This window comes from Longimonas sp. (genome assembly GCF_040409695.1).
In the GTDB taxonomy this organism is placed as follows: Bacteria; Bacteroidota; Rhodothermia; order Rhodothermales; family Salinibacteraceae; genus Longimonas.
In genome coordinates this window covers 1-19,587 of the sequence record NZ_JARWGJ010000224.1, presented here as the reverse complement: position 1 = coordinate 19,587, position 19,587 = coordinate 1, and the positions used below count along the sequence as shown (strand labels likewise).

Sequence of the window (19,587 nt, the reverse complement as noted above, 5' to 3'; positions counted from 1 at the left end):
TGCATTTGCAACGGCCTGGGCCATACGGATGCGTACGCCGCGTATGCGCTGCCGCTCTGCCTCTGAGAGTACGGTGAACGGGGGCTCGTCGAGCGGCTGTGCACTTCGTACATCTGCTTCAATATTATGGCGTTGTAGAATCTGCTGTATAGCCTGCTCTCCCTCTTGCATCACATGCGTAGCAGCGCGGTGGGCCTGTTCGATGTCGCTGCGCAGCATGAACAGGCCCTGCATCCCCATAAAACCAATTACCACAGCGGTAGCCCCTACAAGATAGAACATCGTGCCATGCACAAGGAGGCGTTGAAGAGCAAAGAACGCAAACGTAAGCAGGCAGCCTATCCCAAAAGCCATCAGAAAGCGGCTCTGCCCTGCTTTATTATCTCGAAAGCCCTCTGCAGAGAGCGCATGCGAAGAGATGCGAGCGTAGTAGTCGCCCTGCTCTTGAAACCCAACCACGTACTCCGGTCCACTTGACGTGACGTACCCCATGAGGTGAACGGTATCGCCGGGGTCAAGCCGGTACTCGGTGTAGCGCCTGTTGCCTTCCACACGGCGGTGCTTTATCGAAGCATCGATGCGCGCCCCGGCTGGGATGACGCGCACCTGTCCGGTTGTATCCTCAACGAAAAACGCCTCGACGGGGTCGTTTGTGGATTCGACCTGCCTCCAGGAATCGTCGTCGCGCTCTTGGATCAGGTAGCGATAGTAGACGGATGCGTGACCTGTTTCGGGCGCGCTCAGTAGCTCACTGCCTGCCCGAATCGTTCCGGTGATAGCCACCTCGCCCGAGATCATAGCGGAAATCTCCACCTGTGGCGTCCGCTCAGCCTGACGCATGCGCTGAATATCGTTGAGGCTTGTGCCGCTGGCCCCACATCCTGTCATGAGAAGCGCCAGTAGCGCTCCGTATCCAAAAATACGCCCAAACACCCCTCAGCCACTTCGTCGTGTGGCCTGTCAACGAAACCAGTACATAGGCGATGGGCACAACGGTCATGCCCATCGCAATGAGTACGCCAAAAAGAAAGAGACCAACGAAGAGAAGAGCTTCCATCTGTTGCGCCAGGATTCACGAGCGAGGACATCTGTAGCGACCACGTATAGCGACCGCGCACTCCGTCTGTTGAACGGGTGTACGCAGGATATGCGTATTGCCCATGTGCATGCGGACATCCCGACGTGGTGGCACAATCGCGTGGCGTCTGGATGCAGACAAACGCGGCCGAGCCACGCAGTTTTCCGGCTGCGACAAACGGAGAGATGGATTGGGAGACGCTTTACTGGCCGCCTACGCCCACGAGGAAGCATGAGATTCGACAAATTCGCGCATGGTGTAGGGCGGACGAGTAAGCAGCCGGTTCAGGTCATCAGTCACTCGCGCAGCCCAGCCAAGGCGTGCAGTGGTATAAATCGCGCCCATGACCACAATTTTTATCCAGGGATGGCCCTCCTGGTATGCGTGCCACGCAAATCGCAGCAGGGACGGATTCGTATACCGGATGGGCCGGTCAAGCACATCAGTCATGATCGCAGCTACCTCATGGTATGAGAGCGCAGCGGGACCGGTGCAGTCATAAGCACGACAGGTAACGCTGGGGTCGGTCAGTGCGCGAGCAGCGGCCGCAGCCAAGTCACGGCAATCCACAAAACTCGTACGTCCATCACCTGCAGGCACGATGATCTCCCCACGATCCCTGATTTCGCGGCGGTGCGTGGTACTAAGGTTCTGCATGAAGAAGCTGGCTCGCAAAAGCGTCACGTCAAGATCTGCCTCCATGAGAGAGGACTCGACGCGGGCATGGGGCACAACAGGATTGGCCTCGGCCCCCAGCAGCGATAGAAAGACAATGTGCCGCACGCCCATCGCTTCGGCCTGCTCAATGAACGGGCCCAGCGTATTCCCGATATCTGAGATGGCAGGCGGACGCACGAGAAACACCTGTTCAACTCCTGAAAGAGCCCCCACAAAGGTTTCGGGCTTTCGAAAGTCAAGTGGCACAGTCGGCACCTCTCCCAGACGTCCTATGCCACTGTGCACTCCGGCCTGTATGGAAACTCCCTGTTCGCTTAGGATGCGCACAAGCGGGGCGCCGACATTTCCGGTAGGACCGGTAACCAATACTGTCGTATCCATTCCTTCTACTAACTATAACTACTAAGCTGATGCAGATGGGTCGGTCGCTCAGTAGATGATTACAGCTGCTACAACCGTGTGGCGCGCTGCTCTTCGGGCTGTGACTCCGGGTAGTCGGCATTGTAGTGGAGTCCGCGGCTCTCGCGGCGCATGCGAGCGCTGCGCACGATGAGGTAGCACGTGGTGATCATGTTGCGGAGCTCGCAGAGGCGGGTTGACACGTGCGCCTCCTGGTAGAACGCTTCGGTTTCTTCGTAGAGCAGGTGGATACGGCGCGCAGCGCGTTTCAGGCGGACGTCCGAACGCACGATGCCAACGTAGTTCGACATCACGCGCTTCAGTTCATCACGGTTGTGGGTCATCAGAATTTCCTCGCCGGGCGCTTCCGTACCGCTGTGGTCCCAGTCTGGAATCGGCTGCGGGCTGTAGGCATCGTTGAGGTGGTCTTTGGCCACCTGCATGGCGCGGTGGCCGAACACGAGCCCCTCTACGAGCGAGTTGCTTGCGAGCCGGTTAGCGCCGTGGAGTCCGGTGCAGGCCACCTCGCCGATCGCGTAGAGCTGATCGATCGAAGTGCGTCCGTGCGCATCCGTCTGCACGCCCCCGCACATGTAGTGCGCAGCGGGCACGACGGGAATGGGCTCTTCGGTGATGTCGATGCCATACTGCAGGCAGGTCTCTGCGATCATGGGGAAGTGCCTGCGGACCTCCTCGGCGGGCTTGTGCGAGATGTCGAGCCAGACGTGATCGTCGCCGTGGCGCTTCATCTGGTCGTCGATGGCGCGGGCCACAATGTCGCGGGGGGCCAGTTCGGCGCGCTCGTCGTAGTCGAGCATGAAGCGCTCGCCCCGCCGATTGTACAGGCGTCCGCCCTCCCCTCGAACCGCTTCCGAAATGAGGAAAGAGTCGGCATCAGGATGGTAGAGCGAGGTCGGGTGAAACTGCACGAACTCCATGTTCGATACACGCGCTTTCGCCCGGTAGGCCATGGCCACGCCATCGCCCGTAGCCACAGGCGGATTCGTAGTGTGCTGGTAGACCTGTCCGCATCCCCCTGCCGCCAGAATCGTGGCTTGCGCCTGCACGGTGTGCACGGTACCGGTGGTGCGGTCGAGCACATATGCGCCAAAGCAGTGCACATCCGGACGCATGCGGTTGACGTGCTGCCCCAGATGGTGCTCGGTGAGCAGGTCCACAGCGGTGTGCTGCGGGTGCAGGTCGATTGACGGATGCGCCCGCACCTGCTCCATGAGCGCCCGCTGCACCTCGGCCCCGGTGGCGTCGTCGGCGTGCACAATGCGGTTGGCCGAGTGGCCACCTTCGCGTCCCAGGTGGAGCGCGTCGGAGCTGCCGGTGCGGGTGAAATGCGCGCCCCACTCGATGAGTTCGCGCAGCCGCTCCGGCCCCTCGTTTACGACGATCGAGACAATCTCCGGATCGCAGAGTCCGGCTCCCGCATCCAGCGTGTCTTCGAGATGCTGCTCGGGACTGTCCGACTCGTCGATGACTGTGGCAATGCCGCCCTGTGCATACGAGGTGTTGGTTTCGCCGAGGTCGTCTTTTGTGATGACGGTGACCCGACCGTACGCCGCCGCTTTCACCGCAAACGTAAGCCCGGCTACGCCGCTGCCGATGACGAGAAAGTCGGTGCGTGAGGCAATCGACATAGGGTACAACAGGTCAATGAAATGATACGGACAACGTGTTAACGGCTGGCATCCCGTTTCTTTCCTTCAGAGGCCGCGAACGAGGATCCCGTTGCAACACCTCACCTTCTCTTTGTGCCAATTTCACTCAGCCGATTGTCACCTTGGTGAAGCGGCTCCGCTGTGGAGACGCGCAGCCTGACACGAGCGTAGCGACTGACGGACGTAGTGAGTAAAGATCTCTCCCGAACCGGGCAGGACCGTCGATTCGACAGGAGCCGCTGCGCTCCGGGGCGATGGTTCGACTGCGACCTCCTCCGTCAGTCTCCGCTCACCATGACAGTCATTTGTAATTTGGGTAGCGGTAAGATGTTAAATGATTGTCTGTGGTTTACATCATCGCAATCTGCCCAAACCGCCTCTGTCTGCCGAGCTTCGCCAAAGGCGTGATCCTGTGGACATCTCCCCCTTGGCCAAGGGGGAGAAACCCGTAGGGAGAGGGGGTTCGAAAAAGAAAGAGCTGTTGCATTCAATCGCTCTATCATTTAGCGTCTATCCATTACCGTAATTTGTCATCCTGAGCACAGCCGAAGGATCTCCTACATGCTCGGCACGGCCTACCACGCGCCAGGCTCCTGCTAACGGAGTGGGAGACGGGTCCCCCGACAACGGTAGGGGCTTCGTCGGCCTTTGCTTACCATGACAGGGTTTGAAGGGAAGCCCCGTATCCAACCTACGACTCCACCGGCTTGATGCCCTTCTTACCGTGGGTCAGGTACGCCTGGATGAGCGGGTCGATCTCGCCCTCCAGAATCGCCTCCGCATCCGAGAGCTTCGTCTCGGTGCGGTGGTCGTTCACCATCGTATACGGATGCAGCACATACGAGCGAATCTGGCTGCCCCACTCGATGCTTTTTTTGGACGATTCGACCTCCTCGCGCGCCTGCTCCTGCAGCTCCTGCTCGGCCTGATAGACGCGGCTCTTGAGCATCTTCTCTGCGCGCTCGCGGTTCTGCAGCTGACTTCGCTCTTCGGTACACTCGGCCACGACCTCAATTTCGTCGCCGTTCGAGAGCGTGCCGTTCCAGATGAGACGCACGCCTGTAGACACCTTGTTCACGTGCTGCCCCCCCTTGCCGCCGGAGCGGAAGGTCTGAAGCTCGGTTGACCCAGCACTCAGGTCTACCTCAATAGTGTCATCCACCTCCGGATACACAAATACGCTCGCAAACGAGGTATGGCGACGGCTGTTGGAGTCGAATGGGGAGATCCGCACCAGACGGTGCACGCCGCGCTCGGACTTCAGATAGCCGTACGCGTTGTCTCCGGCGATGCGGAGTGTGGCACTCTTGATGCCGGCGGCCTCAGCAGGCTGATAGCCGAGCATCTCGGTGGTGTAGCCCTCCTTTTCGGCCCAGCGGCTGTACATACGTAGCAGCATGCTCGCCCAATCCTGGCTCTCGGTGCCCCCAGCGCCTGGATTGATCGTCATGATCGCGTCGCGGTGGTCGTCGGGACCGTCGAGCAGGCTCTTCATTTCGAGCTTGTCGAGCTTGCGCTCCAGCGTCTTCGCTTCGGCGTCGATCTCGTCGCTCAAGTCTTCGTCTTCTTCTGAGGCCAGCAGCTGAAGCGTTTCGAGCGTTTCGACATGCTCCTGTAGCTCCTCCCACGCATCGAGCCATTCCTGCTCGCGAGCAATGCGCTTTTCGACGGTGCGGGCACGCTCCGGGTCATCCCAGAACGAGGGGTCGAGGCGCTCCTGGTTCAGTTCGGCGATGCGGGCTTCGCGTTCAGCCGGGTCAAAGATAGCCCCCGAGCGCGTCGGTGCGCTCATAGAGGGTGACCAGGTCTTGCTCGTTGTATTGACTCATGGCTGTATCAAAAAATTACTTGCAATAACGGCACTTCGCGCAGCAGTTGTGTTGTAACGCTGCGAAAGGTCGGATGAGTATCATGGGGCAGTCGTTCCCGCCGCGCCTCCCTTCCATCCAATCTATCTCTGATGCGTTCTATATACTGGTTCTATTCTGGTTTTATTCTGGGGGATGCGAAGGCGCGGGCGCATGGTTGTATCTGTTTCTCGTACCCGTCCGTGTGTACGGCTCCGCTGCGCACTCAGTCAAACAGCGGCCAGTGGATACCAAACCGAAAGCGCTGATTCGGAAGCGGATAGGTTGGCACCATATACGTACCCGGAGTTACGTCGGTGCCGCCGAGGGCGTTCTCAAAGCTAAGCATCAGCTTAGCGCCCCGCAGGTCGATTTCAGCATGCACGTTCATCACACCGTCTGGCGTTAACCGGATGGGCGTGTCGGGCGTTGCCGGCTCGGTTAGCTGCGGCAGCGTAAGCAGTCCGGTCGGCGCGTGAAACCACCGGCTCCCAAACTCCGACCAGCCGTATGCTTCTGCGTACAGATCGATGTCGAGATCCTGAAAGAGCACAAACCGCGCTCCGATACGCCCCCGGCCGTATATGTCGGGGAGGCTTTCGGCGTACTGCAGATGAAACGTAGAGGCGGTAGCGTTGAGCATCTCCAGAGCCGTCGCCTGGGCCACGGCGTAGAGGCCCCGCTCGGCCGCGTAGCGCCAGCGCAGCCGCCCCGACACGCCCGCCACATCGATAGCGCTCGGGGCCTGCCGTGCGGTGGCTTCGCTGGGGTTGCTCCCCCGCTCCAGCTCAACGGCATCCTGGATGCGATGCCCGAACGCCGTCACCTGGCCGTCGAACGGGCCGCGTGTGTAGCTCAGTCCAAGCCGGGCGCGGTGGGTGCGTGTAAGTACCGGCGCGTCGAGCGGCGTTACGAAGGCGCCAGCTCCGTACGTCTCGAGGCGCGAGCTGGGACGAGCCGAGGTCGCCACGCGCGCTTCGGCCTCCAGCTCTCCAAAAGACAGCTCTCCGAAAGGGCGACGTACGGTAATCTGTGCCGTAGGATACACGCCGTGGTCGGTATGCTGGTGCACCTGGGCCGTCGCGGTTACATCGGTTGGGGTGAGCGGTGCCGTATACCGAAGCCCCGCCCGCGTGGACTGCATAGCCGGGTTGGCGGTGGCCAGCGTGTCGCGGGGGGCAGTATTGCGCTCGGTGTAGGCGAAGAGCGCGCCCTGGTGCTGCCGCCAGCGCAGCGGCTGGCGTACCGTGGTCGTCCACACCTGCGAGCGGATGCGGGTGGTTTCAGTGGCAGGGGTATAGTCGAAGGTATTGGACGTCCAGCCGCCGGTGACCTGCAGCGCGGGCTGGGTGGTCGTCCAGGCGAGTCGGGCGCGCAGCACCAGGTCGTTGCGGATGGTCTGGCGCCGGGCGGCATCGCGAACATTTGCCTGGTTCGGGAAGAACAGGCTGGCCCGCACACCGGGCACCGCCGGCTCTACCCCGCCGTGCGTATCCTTGCGGTGCCGCACCGAATAGTTCGTAAGGTCGACCGCGAACCGATTCTGCTGATACCGGACCCGAAGCAGCACCTGGCGCTCCAGGTCGATCTCGGTGCTGGTATACGTGTCGGCGGTTGAGCGTCCGCCATAGCCAAACGTGGCAGCGAAGCGCGCCGGGCGCCCAAACCACGTGACAGGGCGGCCTTGTGTGTGGGCAGCTTCGATAGACTGCAGGTCGCCGCCGCCGCGCCGGTAGCGCAGCTCGGTGAGCGGGCGGTCGGGCGTGAAGGTGCGCCACTGCTGCGATAGCGGCACCGCTCCGGCGCTTCCATCGGGCGCCTCGCCGCTCGGGCGCGTCAGGAAGAGAGTGGGCATCAGGTCGTAGCGCGGCTGCTGCGTAACCGGGTCGGCATAGCGGCGGTCGTCGACCCAGTAGTCAACGTGGTGCGGGGCGAGGCCGTAGCGCGCCCAGCCGTGCGGACTCCCTTCGGGGCCGAGGTGATAGAGGAAGCTGCCGGGCGCTTCGGCCAGGTTTTCAGCGATGCGGGGATGGGCGCGGCGGTAGAGCACGGTGTCGGCCAGCGTGCGCTCGGGGGCAGCCGGCAGAAGGGAAAGTGGCCGCAGAGGCTCTTCCGGGCTGTCGGCGTCGACATCGGGCGGCTGGGGCGCATCGAGCGTATCGGTGTCGACCGTGTCGGCATCGGGGGAGACTGCCTCCGGAGAGACTGCCTCCGGGACGCGTACGTCGAGTGTATCCGTCCGAAGCGAGTCAACAGCTGGAAGTGTCGTGTCGAGCGTGTCCGCTTCAAGCGTATCGGTGTCGACCGTGTCGGTGTGGGCTTGATGCGTATACCACGCCCACAGTCCAACAGCGTTGTTGGAGTGGGCAGTGCGGTGCACCTGCGCCTGCTGCGCATCGAGGGCGCTGTGCCCCTGCAGAGCGGCCGGGTTCGCAGCGAGGGGGCGCGGTGGTGCGCATCCCTCTACCCCCATCCACAGGCAGCCCAGCACAAGCACGACATACCCGATGCGTAGATGCAGCATCACTCGTCGGGGAAGAGTCCGTAGAGGCGGCTCTCGATCTGGCTGACGACCTGGCGGCGGTCGGAATCGTTATTGACGAAGTCGACCTCGTCGACGTTGACGATCATCTTCGGGCCGCGGTCATAGCTGTCGATCCAGTTGCTGTAGTGCTTCTGCAGACGTTCGAGATAGTCGATGCGGATGGTCGACTCGAAGTTGCGGCCGCGCGCCTGGATGTGGTCGACGAGCGTGGGCACCGAAGCCTTGAGGTAGACCAGCAGCGTGGGCGGCTGCAGGTAAGAGGTCATGATGCCGAAGAGCTCCGTGTAGTTTCTATAATCGCGCTCGCTCATCAGGTTCATTTCGTAGAGGTTGCGCGCAAAGATCTCGGCGTCCTCGTAGATGGAGCGGTCTTGCACGACGGACTCGTCGGACTCTTCGATGCGGCGCTGGTGGTGAAAGCGACTGGAGAGGAAGAAGACCTGCAGGTTGAACGACCAGCGGCGCATGTCGTCGTAGAAGTCGTCGAGGTAGGGGTTGTCGTCGACGTTTTCGTAGAAGGCCTCCCACCCGAAGTAGGAACTCAGGATATCGGTGAGCGAGCTTTTGCCGGCGCCGATGTTGCCAGAGATGGTGACAAATTTTTTGCGGTCGTCGTCTTGGGGAGCGTCGAACAGGTCGGGCATGAGAGCGGGGATGGACGCGCGGTTTACGGTAGTTTTGGTTGGGATGGACATGTAATGTAGGCGGCACCAGAGACGAAGGGAAGCCCGCCGCGTCCGTTTTGCGCAAAGATCAGGGGCCAGAGCGGATGCGCTACGGGGTGTGGGGGATGCGAGGGGGTCCGCCTGCTCAATATTTCTGTTGCACATCTCCGTTGGACAAAGAACGAAGAGGACAAGGCCTTTGGAGGGGCCTTCGATGCCAATTGTATGCCCAGAAATACGTGCACTACGGTACTTGCCGGTATCGCCTAAGTGCCGTCACACGTCTGTTTTGGCATGCACTGCTTCGTTCGTGCATTGTCATCTCATGGCATTGTCATCTTGACTTCGCCACGCTGCAGGCGGGGGCCCCTCTCGCCGGAGTGGCTCCTTCCGAATGGCAATTAGATTTTCGCAATAACAGATTTATGAGTCAGGGGCGCTGATTTGACACCAGCCCCGCTACGCAACTGAACTACTCAACTGAAACCGTGTACCGCCGCACGTGCGGGTAAGGGTCGGTGCGCGTCGTATACAGCGCGCCATCGGGTCCAATCGTAGCCAGCTGCCCGATGCCGGGCGTGCGCGTAGCGCTCCACATCAGACGTCCCTGCAAGCGGTAGTCCTCGTCGTATACATCGAGAAATGCGTGGTGCTCAACCGTGCCGAGTTCGTCTGCTCGCTCCTGAACCCACTCGTTGGGATCGTCGACCCCTTCAGCTCGAAAGGTCGACACAAGACGCGTGCCGCCGGAAAGATAGAGCGGAGCCCCCAGCGCACTAAACTGATAGAAGCGAGTCCCCTGCTCAATCTGTCCCATCCCCATGCCGACCATGCCTGCAGCGTCGGGCTGGGTTATCTGCTGGATGCGCTCCCCCGTGGTGACGTCGTAAGTGTCGATCTGGTATCCACTTTGTCGAGCCACGTAAAGCAGATCGTTTTTGTATCGAGCCCGCATGATGGGGCCGTATGCCAGCGGAAAGTTCATGCGCACGTCGACAGGAAACGTGTGCACCACCTCGAAAGTCTCGGTACTAACGATCTGCGCAAGCCCTTCAAACTCTTCGTCAACGCCTACAATTGCAGCCGTTGCATCAGTGCCTTTAAGCAGGCTGCCCAGTCGCACCTGCATGTCCGCGGGAGTGTGGCTTCGCTCGTACGTGCCATCGGCGCTCCACACATCGAGGCGTCCGGACATCTGCAAGACAAGAAGCCCACCGCTTGGGAGCAGCACCAGTCCCGACGGAAACTGAAACTCGCCGGGCCCTTGCCCCTCGCGGCCTGCCGCCCACCGAAAGCCCCCATCGGCATCGAACGCAACCAGCCGGCTGTCGTTGCGGTCGAGGACGTATACATTTCCGTTGTCGTCGACCGCGATATCAGCAACCTCCGACAGCAGCGCTTCAGGAGGAGCATCTTCGGCCCCAAAGGAGCCCGTTTGCTCGAATCGAATCGGCGCTTCGGAGGGGTCCTCCCACACCGGTGCATTGGTATTCGAGATAACCCTGCGGTCGTCCTCCTCCTCGACCGTGTGAGTAGCTCTGGGGGCATCGCTGCCTCCGCACCCGGCAAACAGTGTTGCCAACGTTAGAACGACAAAAACAGAACAGATCTGTGCTGCAAGTCGGTTCATCATTCTTTCCTCCTTCTGATTTGCACTTATAACTTGCAATACTTGCGCTGGAAAACACATGCCCTACGGACTTGTCCGGAGCACGAAGGGGATCGTCATTCGCACGGGCACCGGCTCGCCGTCTTCCGTGCCGGGCTCCCACTCCAGGCTGGTTATTGTCTCGACCACCGCCCGATCAATCGCGAAGACGCCCGACGACTGCACAACCTCTTGCACCTCTACGGCGCCATCTGCCTCAATCAGCAGGCGCACCCGTACGGTACGCTCCTCGGCCCGATCCATGTCGTCTCGCGGAAACGCAAACGCATCGTAGAACGCCTTCCGCCCCCCCACCAAACGCGGACTGACACGCACGGGCCCTGCCGATTCGGCAGCTTCGGAGGAGAGCGCTGCTCCATCGGAAGGCTCCGGCTGCGAGCTTGCACAGCCTCCTATCAGAAGCCCAGCTGCACAGAAGAGAAAAGCGGAAATAAATACGTGTAAACGAGGCATAGAACCGGGTGTAGAAACGAACGGAGACAGGCTGCAACAAAGAATCGGACGCTATTGCGTGCTGTCATGATATGTGTTTTGTGCACTGCATGCATCTAATCCACACAGCCAATCTACACAACATCTTTGATCTACACAAGTCTGATCTGCCCGACCTGCACGGAAGTCCGCGCCGGTGCTGCCAAGCCGGTGTACTGCTGAGCCGAGGAGCGCTCAGTAGCGCTGCGCCATCACGCCGAAAACGCGCCGATGTCGATCACGCGGTCGCGGCCCTCGGCTTCGGTGGCGTGGTTGGTGGCCACGACCAGCAGTCCACCCCGCGACAGATGCTCGTGCTGCACTGCCTCGATCATAGCGCGCCCGGGCGCGTCAAGGTTGGTCGAGGGCTCGTCGAGCAGAAGCACCGGCGGACGATGGAGCAGCGCGGCCGCGACCTTCACGCGCTGGCGCATCCCCGACGAGTACGTGCCTACCGCGTCGTCGGCCCGGTTGGCGAGCCCAACCTGCGCGAGCACCTCTTCGATGCGCGCCTCGGCCTCCGGCAGCCGGCGCGCCCGTGCCAGAAACGCCAGATTCTCCGCCGCGCTCAGGGCATCGTACACGCCCAGATACGGCGCCACCAGTCCCATCTGCTGCGGACGCTCCGCCCGCTCCACCGGCGCGCCATCAAGCTGCAGCGTAACCTCGCCAACCGTTGGCGTGAGCAGCCCCAGCAAGATCCGCAGCAGCGTCGACTTTCCCGACCCGTTCGATCCCGTAATCGCCACCGAGGCCCCCTCTCGAAGCGTAAATGCCATATCCCGAAACAGCACCAACCGCCCAAACTGCTGCCCGAGACCGTCGGCGGTAAGTTCGATACGAGGGGTGTCCATAAAACAGTTTAGGGGGATACGAAGTGATTGGCTCCAAACGAATGTCTGTCGCGGCAGGCTGGGGGGCTTGGTTGTCTATCGGCGGCAGGCTACCGGAAGCGAAGCGCCTCCTGCACACGCACAGCCGTCGCTATGTCGGTACGGGTTACCGCGGCCCGCGCCATCCGTGGGGTAGTGAACGCCCACGCGCCGGGCCCGGTCGCCGGCAGCACGAGCAGTCCGGCTCGGGCCCCCTCGCCGCGCGGATGGGTGTAGCGCTTTTGCATCGCCCGTAGGAGGCGCTCGGCGGCGGACTGTGGCGCTTCGCCGCGCGCTACCGCGTCTACAGCGCGCACGCACAGGCTGTGTCCGGCGATGGCTTCGCCCCAGCCGGTGGCACAGGCCGCGGCATCGGGCGTGGCGTAGTATCCGGCCCCGGGTAGCGGCGAGTCGCCCACGCGGCCGGGCCATTTGAAGGGCGTACCGCCTGTAGATGTACCTGCCGCCAGCCGGCCCTTGGCGTCGCGCACCACCGCACCCACGGTATCGCCTGGCCCGTCGGGCGGGAGAAACGAGTCGCTCGGGTCGACGGCTGCGGCAGCGCGGTGCTTTTCGTAGCGGGCCCGCTCCCGATCGCAGATGAGCGCCTCATTGTCGATGAGCGTGTGCCCTGCGCGTTCAGCGAATGCCTCGGCGCCGTCTCCGGCAAGCAGCGTAGCCTGTCCGCCGCCCTCCGTGAGCAGCTTATGCGCCACGCGGATGGGATGGCGAAGGCGCGTTACAGCCATCACGCCGCCGTAGCGACCGGTTGCGCCATCCATGAGCCCGGCGTCCAGCTCGGCCTCGCCGGCCCGGTTGAGCATCGCGCCGCAGCCCGCATCGAAGGCGCCGTCGGCCTCAAGCGCCGCCACGATGGCGGCGACGGCAGCACAAGCATGCGTAGACGCGTTCAGCGCACGTGTGGCCACCGTTCCTGCCACCTGCAAGCCGGTATGGTGATCGGAGAGTGCCCGGTCGGGTATAGCCCATGCCCCGCCGTGCAACAGCGCCATCGGCCCCGCCTCCCCTATCACCCCGGAATGCCCTGAAAAGCCCGTGCTCATGAGGAGGTCAGCGGCGACTTAACAGGGACGCCGGCGAAGTAGCCTTCTTGTTCCAGCGCGGGAAGCAGGCGGTCGACCATGCGCAGGTAGGGCTGGCGCAGCTCGGGAGACACCGGGTAGGCCGGCGGCAGGTCCAGGTCGAGCGCATCGACAGGCGTGCCATGCTTCCAGACGCGGTAGCACAGGTGCGGCCCCGTAGCCAGTCCGGTCTGTCCCACATAGCCGATCGTCTGCCCCTGCTCCACCTCCACGCCGCGGCGGATGCCTTCGGCAAAGCGGCTCATATGCAGGTAGCCCGTGGTGTACGTTGCGTTGTGGCGGATGCGAACGTAGTTGCCGTTTCCGCCGCTACGTGCGGCAAACTCAACGACGCCATCGCCCACAGCGCGGATTGGCGTCCCCGTGGGCGCGGCGTAGTCGGTGCCGTGGTGGGGGCGGTTTACGCCAAGCACGGGATGGTAGCGGTTGTTTGAGAAGCGCGAGCTGATGCGCGTGTAGTCGAGCGGGGCGCGCAGAAACTCGCGGCGCAGGCTGTTGCCGGCCTCGTCGAAGTACTCGATGCGCGCATCGGCCTCTTCCTGGAAGCGGAAGGCGTAGTAGGGCGTGCCGCGGTGGACGAGGCGGGCTGCCACGACGTCGCCCGGACGGATGGATTCGCCTTCGATGGAGCGCGACTCATAGATGATGTCGAACCGGTCGCCCTTTCGGATCTGAAAGAAGTCGATCTGCCAGGCGTACACGTCGGCCAGCTTGATGACGAGTTCGGGGTGCGCACCGCTGTTTACGAGGGTCTGGTAGAGCGATCCGTCGATGGTGCCCGACACATGCTCCCACGTCGTATCGATTTCGCGCTCCACCACGCGCGATTCGCCGGGGGTGTCGAGGTCGTACACCACGTAGCGCGTAGCGCTGGCTTCGTAGACAATGTAGCGGGCGGTTTCGGTGGATGGGTCTTTGTAGACGTGCAGGGTCTTTCCGGTACGCAGGCGCCGCACGTTGTAGATATCTTCGACTGCACTGGCTACGTTCACCACCTGCTGGTACGATACGCCATGGGCAAGCAGCAGGTCGGCAAAGGTCTGGTTGCGACGGATGACCCGCTCGGAGACCTCCCACGCCTGTTCGGGCAGGCCGTGTACGTTCGCCGACGAGGCGGCGGTTTCGGATGAGGCTTCCGCTTCGGATGGTGCCTCTTCAAGGCCGGCGGTCTGCACCGTGGCAGCGGCGTCGCCCGGCGGGCGCTCGTCTTCGAAGGGCGATAAGATTAGAACGACAAGAGCAAAGGAGCAGACGCCTCCGACAAGGGCGGCGCTCCACCGGGCTATACGCGACTTGGACATATACAGGTGATGCGTTTGGTTACGACGAACGGTAGTGGGGAGGTAGGGTGTTGTGCAGGTGTTACGTACAGCTACAAAACGACGGCGAGACCGCTATGAGGCAGAATCCGCAGTGTCGGGCACCCAGGTGTGTTCAGACACCCCTGCGGCGTGGTTGGCCCAGCGGGCCATCACGAAGAGCAGGTCAGACAGGCGGTTCAGGTAGACGAGTGCGTGTTCGTTGAGCGGCGTAGAGGCGCTCGCTTCCACGCTCAGGCGCTCGGCCCGGCGGCATACGGTACGGGCATTGTGCAGCGCCGCAGCAGCAGGCGACCCACCTGGCAAGATGAAATGCTTCAGCGGCTCCAGGTCTTCGTTGAGCGTATCGATGTGCGACTCAACGGTCTTGATGTGTGCCTCCGTAATACGCGGCACCACAGGCTTGGCATTCTCCGGCGTGGCCAGGTCAGCCCCGACCACGAACAGGTCTTCCTGCAGCGTCTGAAAGATGGACTGGAGCGGCGCAGTCGCCTCTGTTTCGGGGAGATGCGCCCGCGCAACGCCAACCAGCGCGTTCACCTCGTCGACCGTGCCGTAGGCGCGAATGCGCGGATGGCCTTTGCCAACGCGATCGCCACCAAAGAGAGCTGTTGTACCGTCGTCGCCGGTACGCGTGTAGATTTTGGGCATACAAGAAAACGTGCTAAGTCAGGAAGATACGTCAGGAAGATGCGAGCGGACCGTTCACCTGCAGACGCAGTCCATGCGGGGTGGGTTCGGGGGTTGCATCCACGTCGAACACTTGGGCCAGATGGTTGCGCGTGAGCACGTCGCGCGGCGCTCCGGTTGTAACGACGCGCCCCTCATCCATCAGCAGCAGGCGGTCGGCAAAGCGGGCCGCCAGCTCCAGGTCGTGCACCACCGCAACAACGGCCTCTTGCGCGGACTGACGCTGCTTCAAGTACTGAAAAAAGGAAAAACAGTACTGAATGTCCAGATGGGCGGTGGGCTCATCGAGCAGCCAGGCGGTCGGGGTCTGTACGAGCGCTTGCGCAAGGAATGCGCGCTGGCGCTCGCCTCCGCTGAGCGACGGCACGGCCCGGTCGGCCAGGTGCGCGATGTCCATCGCCGCAAGGGCGCTCTGGACATGCTCGTGGTCGTCGGCGGTGAACGCCTGCATCCACCCCCGGTACGGCGCGCGGCCCAGCGTAACGAGCTCTCGCACCGTAAAATCAAACGCCACGTAGGGCGCCTGCTTCACGACGGCAATCCGCCGCGCCCGTTCGCGATCGGACCACTCGGGAAGCGCTTTCTCGTGCAGCCACACCGTGCCGGCATCGGGCGTCCATGAGCCAGAAAGCGTGCGAAGAAGCGAGGTTTTGCCGCTTCCATTGGGGCCGATAACGCCGAGCCACTCGCCGGGATCTGCTGCCATCGACACCGCATCCACAATGCGTGCGCCGCCACGTACGACCGTAACAGACCGGGCACTTACTACAGGCATAGGAGCCAGCGACGTAAAAGCGAACAGGTAAAAGCGGATGACAGGTACTGTCGGGTGCTGTGATGCACTGCTATGTTACGTCAAAAAACATACCACCTGTGGCGCACAAACGCGAACGCCGCCGGTTATGTCCTCGGAATGCGTGTTACCGCACCACCGACCCCGGCTCGGCGTCGGTCGTCAGAAGCGACAGATTGCCGTCGCGGTCTTCGCCCATCAGCACCATGCCCTGGCTTTCGAGGCCGAACATGGTCTTGGGCGCGAGGTTGGCGACCACGGTTACGTGCTTGCCGATAATAGCATCGGGCTCCATGTGCTGGGCGATGCCTGCCAGAATCTGGCGCTCCTCATAGCCCAAGTCGATCTCCAGGCGAAGCAGCTTGTCGGCCTCCTCCACCGGCTCAGCCAGGGTGATTTTGCCCACACGGAGGTCCAGGTCCATAAAGTCGCCAAACTCGATGGGGTCTTTGGGGGATTCGTAGCCCTGATCTTCGGGCGTGGGGGCGGAATCGTCGGTGCCAAGCTTGTCGCGTTGCGCGTCCATGCGGTCGTCGTCTAATTTGTCGAAGAGAATAGCGGGGGCGTTCAAGGGGTGTCCGGGCTGCAGCAGAGCGGATCCGGCGGCGTCCCATCCGCGGTCGGAGGCATCGGAGCCGGGCGTGCTGGTGCGGACGTCCGTCAGGTTCAGCATCTCGCGCAGGCGTGCCGCTGCGTGCGGAACCACCGGATCCATCAAGATGCTGAGGGCCGCGCACACCTGCAGGCACACATGCACCGTATTGGCGCAGGCCTGCGGATCGCTCTTGCGGGTGTGCCAGGGCTCGGTGTCGTTGAAGTACTTGTTGCCGCGGCGCGCCAGGGCCATCGTCTTGGTGACGGCCTCGCGCATCCGAAAGTCGTCATACGAGCTGGCGATGTCGGCAGGCGCCTCAGCGAGCGCGTCGAGCACCGCCTGGTCGGTGTCGGTGGGCGCTTCAAGCGGAGGCACCGTGCCGTCGTAGTAGCGATCGGCGAAGGTCAGGGTGCGATTCACGAAGTTGCCCAGCACATCGGCCAGCTCGCCGTTGACGCGGTTCTGGAAGGCATCCCAGGAGAAGTCGGCGTCTTTCGTCTCGGGCAGCGTGGTGGCCAGCGCATAGCGTAGCATGTCGACGCCCTGCGTATCTGCAAAGTCGTCGAGGTATTCGTGCAGCCACACCGCCCAGTTGCGACTGGTGGAGAGCTTCTTGCCTTCCAGGTTCAAGAACTCGTTGGCGGGCACGTTCTCAGGCAGCACATAGTCGCCGTGCGCCTGCAGCATCGCCGGAAACATGAGGCAGTGAAATACTATGTTGTCTTTGCCCACAAAATGGACGAGCTCGGTGTCGTCGTCCTGCCAGTAGGCGCGCCAGCGCTCCGGATCCCCCTGCTCCTCGGCCCAGCGTTTGGTGATGGAGATGTAGCCGATTGGCGCGTCGAACCACACGTAGATGACCTTGCCGTCGGCTTCAATGCCGTGGCGTTCGGCCACATCGGCTGGCACGGGCACGCCCCACGGCACGTCGCGGGTGATGGCGCGCGGCTGCAGTCCGTCATTGAGCCAGCTTTTCACCTGTCCGCGCACATTGTTTTTCCACTCGGGGTGCGTATCGATCCACGATTCCAGCGCGTCCTGCATGGCGTCGAGCGGCAGGTACCAGTGCGTGGTTTCGCGGAGCTCGGGCGTGGCGTCGGTGAGGGTGCTACGCGGATTGATGAGTTCATCGGGGCTGAGCGTGGCGCCGCATCGTTCGCACTGGTCGCCGTACGCCTCTTCGTAGCCGCACTTCGGACAGGTGCCTACCACGAACCGGTCAGCCAAAAACATCTCGGCTTTGGGGTCATAGAGCTGCTCCTGCGTTTTGAGCGCGAACGCGTCTTTTGCGTCGAGCGTGCGAAAGAAATCGCGGGTGGTCTCGGCGTGCAGGTCGTCGGTGGTGCGTCCGTAATAGTCGAAGCTCATCCCGAACCGCTCGAAGCTCTCCTCAATGAGCGGATGGTACGTATCCACAATGTCTTGCGGCGTGCGGTCTTCGCGGAGGGCGCGCATCAGGATGGCCACGCCCATCTCGTCGGAGCCGCATACAAAAGCCACATCACGCCCCGTGAGGCGCTGGTAACGTACGTACAGATCAGCCGGCAGGTAGGCGCCTGCCAGATGGCCGATGTGCAGCGGACCGTTGGCGTAGGGCAGGGCGGCGGTGACGGTAAGACGCGTGTTCGGGTCAGACATGTGCGGTGGGGTGGGGAGAAGAACAGGGTGTATAGGGGATGCGAAGGCGCATCGACGCGGTGACGGGACGGGCGCCCGTTAGTTAAAGCTGACGCCGTCGAGCATGTCGCCCTCAAGCTTCCGGAGAGCTTCCTCGGCAAACCAGGCTTCTTTCACCTCTTTGGTCTCGTCGGGGATGTTATCGTGCGGCTTTTCATAGCCTTCGATGTCTTTGAGCCACACGAGGGTCTTGCGGCGCATGGTACCATCGGGGGCTTCAAACTCGACATCCTCCTCGCGAGCTGTGCAGGTGCCTTCGGCAATGCCAAAGACGCCGCCGTGCTTCGGGTGGCGCAGGAGGATGCGCACGCGCTCTCCGTAATCGAATCGGCTGGTCTCAAAGTCTGCTTCGCTATAGGTGGCCATAAAAGATCTGTGCGGAACCGTAAGGTCGAACAATTGGAGCGGTTGGCAATACTGCATACAGTATAAAAACTGCGACAGGCTCATGCAGTTCGTTGCCGTGAGCCGTGCATGAAAAGTGCTGCGCTAATCGCGCTAATTCTGCTATGCCTTCCCCTGCTTCCCCACAAATCCAAGGGTCAGATCGCACGCCCCTGTCACACGGCTACCGTTTTAGCCGTGCGCAGTATGAGCGTATGGTCGAGACAGGCGTGCTTGGGCCTAGCGATCGGGTTGAGCTGATCGATGGACAGATTGTGCCTATGGGTCCACAGAACAGTCGTCATACAATAACCGTGGAGCGCGTGCGTCGCGTGCTGGATAGCTGTTGTCCTTCGGAGGCGTACGTGCGCACGCAGTATCCCCTGGCATTGGGAGACGGCTCCGAGCCCGAACCTGACGTGGCGGTGGTGCCGGGAACGCTGGATGACCACCTCGATGCGCATCCCAGCGAAGCCCTTTTGGTAGTAGAAGTCGCCGATACGTCGCTTGCGTTCGACCAGGACACGAAACGGCGTCTCTATGCCCAGCATGGTATCCCCGCATACTGGATCGTGAACCTGCCGTCGGGCTGCGTTGAGGTGTACACCCACCCCAGCGACGGCGATTATACCGCGAAACATACCGTGTCACGCAACGAACGCCTGTCCGTGCCGTTTGCTGATGCGGTCATTGCCTGCACTGATATCTTGTCTGCCTGACCAAATGACTTGTGTTGCGTCATGGATACAGCTGTTGCTTCTCGCTCCGCAGCGCCTGCCCACCGCTGGACGCGTGCGCAGTACGAGCGTATGGTGGATGCGGGCGTGCTGGGCCCCAACGACCGGGTTGAGCTGATCCACGGACAAATCGTACCTATGGGCCCACAGAACAGTCGCCATGCTGCCGTAACCACCAAACTTATGAACACGCTGGTCGGCATCTGCCCCGACTCGCACCATGTACGGAGTCAGGTACCGCTTGCGTTAGGTGCGGACTCGGAGCCTGAGCCGGATGTGATGGTTGTGCCTGGTTCAAACGAGGACTTCCTCGACGCACATCCTACAGCAGCTACACTCGTCGTGGAAGTGGCCGCCACCTCGCTTGCCTTCGACCAGGACACGAAACGGCGTCT

General features: G+C 62.1%; 17 protein-coding genes. 2 read left to right on the top strand and 15 right to left on the bottom strand.

Features of this window, described 5'->3' with window-relative positions; all coding sequences use genetic code 11:
• From PPP56_RS13530 to PPP56_RS13460, 15 genes are all read right to left on the bottom strand, one after another.
• Positions 1 to 933 (bottom strand): hypothetical protein (locus tag PPP56_RS13530; RefSeq protein ID WP_353564582.1); only part of this gene is annotated, 933 nt, incomplete at its 3' end.
• Positions 934 to 1,291: 358 nt separating this feature from the next.
• Positions 1,292 to 2,137, bottom strand: a complete 846-nt coding sequence (locus PPP56_RS13525; protein ID WP_353564581.1) for an NmrA family NAD(P)-binding protein — start codon at positions 2,135 to 2,137, stop codon at positions 1,292 to 1,294.
• Positions 2,138 to 2,205: 68 nt separating this feature from the next.
• Positions 2,206 to 3,804 carry an L-aspartate oxidase gene (nadB, locus tag PPP56_RS13520; RefSeq protein WP_353564580.1) on the bottom strand — a complete coding sequence of 533 codons (1,599 nt, stop codon included), beginning with the start codon at positions 3,802 to 3,804 and terminating at the stop codon, positions 2,206 to 2,208.
• A gap of 712 nt (positions 3,805 to 4,516) precedes the next feature.
• Positions 4,517 to 5,654 (bottom strand): peptide chain release factor 2 gene (gene prfB, locus PPP56_RS13515; RefSeq protein ID WP_353564579.1). Its coding sequence is split into 2 segments (ribosomal slippage): positions 4,517 to 5,584 and positions 5,586 to 5,654, totalling 1,137 coding nucleotides; the frame shifts between segments, so codons are not numbered across the junction.
• A gap of 244 nt (positions 5,655 to 5,898) precedes the next feature.
• The gene (locus PPP56_RS13510; protein ID WP_353564578.1) at positions 5,899 to 8,196 is read right to left on the bottom strand and encodes a hypothetical protein; all 2,298 of its coding nucleotides are present in this window, start codon (positions 8,194 to 8,196) and stop codon (positions 5,899 to 5,901) included.
• Complete coding sequence (locus PPP56_RS13505; RefSeq protein ID WP_353564583.1) at positions 8,196 to 8,861, bottom strand: deoxynucleoside kinase; 666 nt, start codon at positions 8,859 to 8,861, stop codon at positions 8,196 to 8,198. Before PPP56_RS13505 ends, PPP56_RS13510 begins: the two co-directional genes overlap by 1 nt.
• 493 nt (positions 8,862 to 9,354) lie before the next feature.
• On the bottom strand, positions 9,355 to 10,464 hold the full coding sequence (locus PPP56_RS13500; RefSeq protein ID WP_353564577.1) for a 6-bladed beta-propeller: 1,110 nt from the start codon (positions 10,462 to 10,464) through the stop codon (positions 9,355 to 9,357).
• 111 nt (positions 10,465 to 10,575) lie between these two features.
• A complete protein-coding gene (locus tag PPP56_RS13495; protein WP_353564576.1) occupies positions 10,576 to 11,004 on the bottom strand; it encodes an energy transducer TonB in 429 nt (142 codons plus the stop codon).
• Between the two features lie 230 nt (positions 11,005 to 11,234).
• On the bottom strand, positions 11,235 to 11,876 hold the full coding sequence (gene ccmA / locus PPP56_RS13490) for a heme ABC exporter ATP-binding protein CcmA (protein ID WP_353564575.1): 642 nt from the start codon (positions 11,874 to 11,876) through the stop codon (positions 11,235 to 11,237).
• A gap of 89 nt (positions 11,877 to 11,965) precedes the next feature.
• Positions 11,966 to 12,958 carry an isoaspartyl peptidase/L-asparaginase gene (locus tag PPP56_RS13485; RefSeq protein WP_353564574.1) on the bottom strand — a complete coding sequence of 331 codons (993 nt, stop codon included), beginning with the start codon at positions 12,956 to 12,958 and terminating at the stop codon, positions 11,966 to 11,968.
• Positions 12,955 to 14,298, bottom strand: coding sequence for a peptidoglycan DD-metalloendopeptidase family protein (locus PPP56_RS13480; RefSeq protein ID WP_353564573.1), 1,344 nt, complete (start codon positions 14,296 to 14,298; stop codon positions 12,955 to 12,957). The genes PPP56_RS13485 and PPP56_RS13480 overlap by 4 nt, the downstream gene beginning before the upstream one ends.
• A gap of 93 nt (positions 14,299 to 14,391) precedes the next feature.
• Positions 14,392 to 14,967 (bottom strand): cob(I)yrinic acid a,c-diamide adenosyltransferase, encoded by a 576-nt coding sequence (locus PPP56_RS13475; protein WP_353564572.1) that lies wholly within the window; start codon positions 14,965 to 14,967, stop codon positions 14,392 to 14,394.
• Between the two features lie 31 nt (positions 14,968 to 14,998).
• Complete coding sequence (locus tag PPP56_RS13470; protein WP_353564571.1) at positions 14,999 to 15,781, bottom strand: ABC transporter ATP-binding protein; 783 nt, start codon at positions 15,779 to 15,781, stop codon at positions 14,999 to 15,001.
• Positions 15,782 to 15,926: 145 nt separating this feature from the next.
• On the bottom strand, positions 15,927 to 18,032 hold the full coding sequence (gene metG / locus PPP56_RS13465) for a methionine--tRNA ligase (protein ID WP_353564570.1): 2,106 nt from the start codon (positions 18,030 to 18,032) through the stop codon (positions 15,927 to 15,929).
• A gap of 78 nt (positions 18,033 to 18,110) precedes the next feature.
• A complete protein-coding gene (locus PPP56_RS13460; protein WP_353564569.1) occupies positions 18,111 to 18,437 on the bottom strand; it encodes a hypothetical protein in 327 nt (108 codons plus the stop codon).
• Positions 18,438 to 18,580: 143 nt separating this feature from the next.
• Between PPP56_RS13460 and PPP56_RS13455 the strand changes: the two genes are divergently transcribed.
• Both PPP56_RS13455 and PPP56_RS13450 read left to right on the top strand, forming a co-directional pair.
• Positions 18,581 to 19,174: a Uma2 family endonuclease gene (locus tag PPP56_RS13455; RefSeq protein ID WP_353564568.1), complete on the top strand. Its 594-nt coding sequence runs from the start codon at positions 18,581 to 18,583 to the stop codon at positions 19,172 to 19,174.
• Between the two features lie 21 nt (positions 19,175 to 19,195).
• Positions 19,196 to 19,587 (top strand): Uma2 family endonuclease (locus PPP56_RS13450; RefSeq protein ID WP_353564567.1); only part of this gene is annotated, 392 nt, incomplete at its 3' end.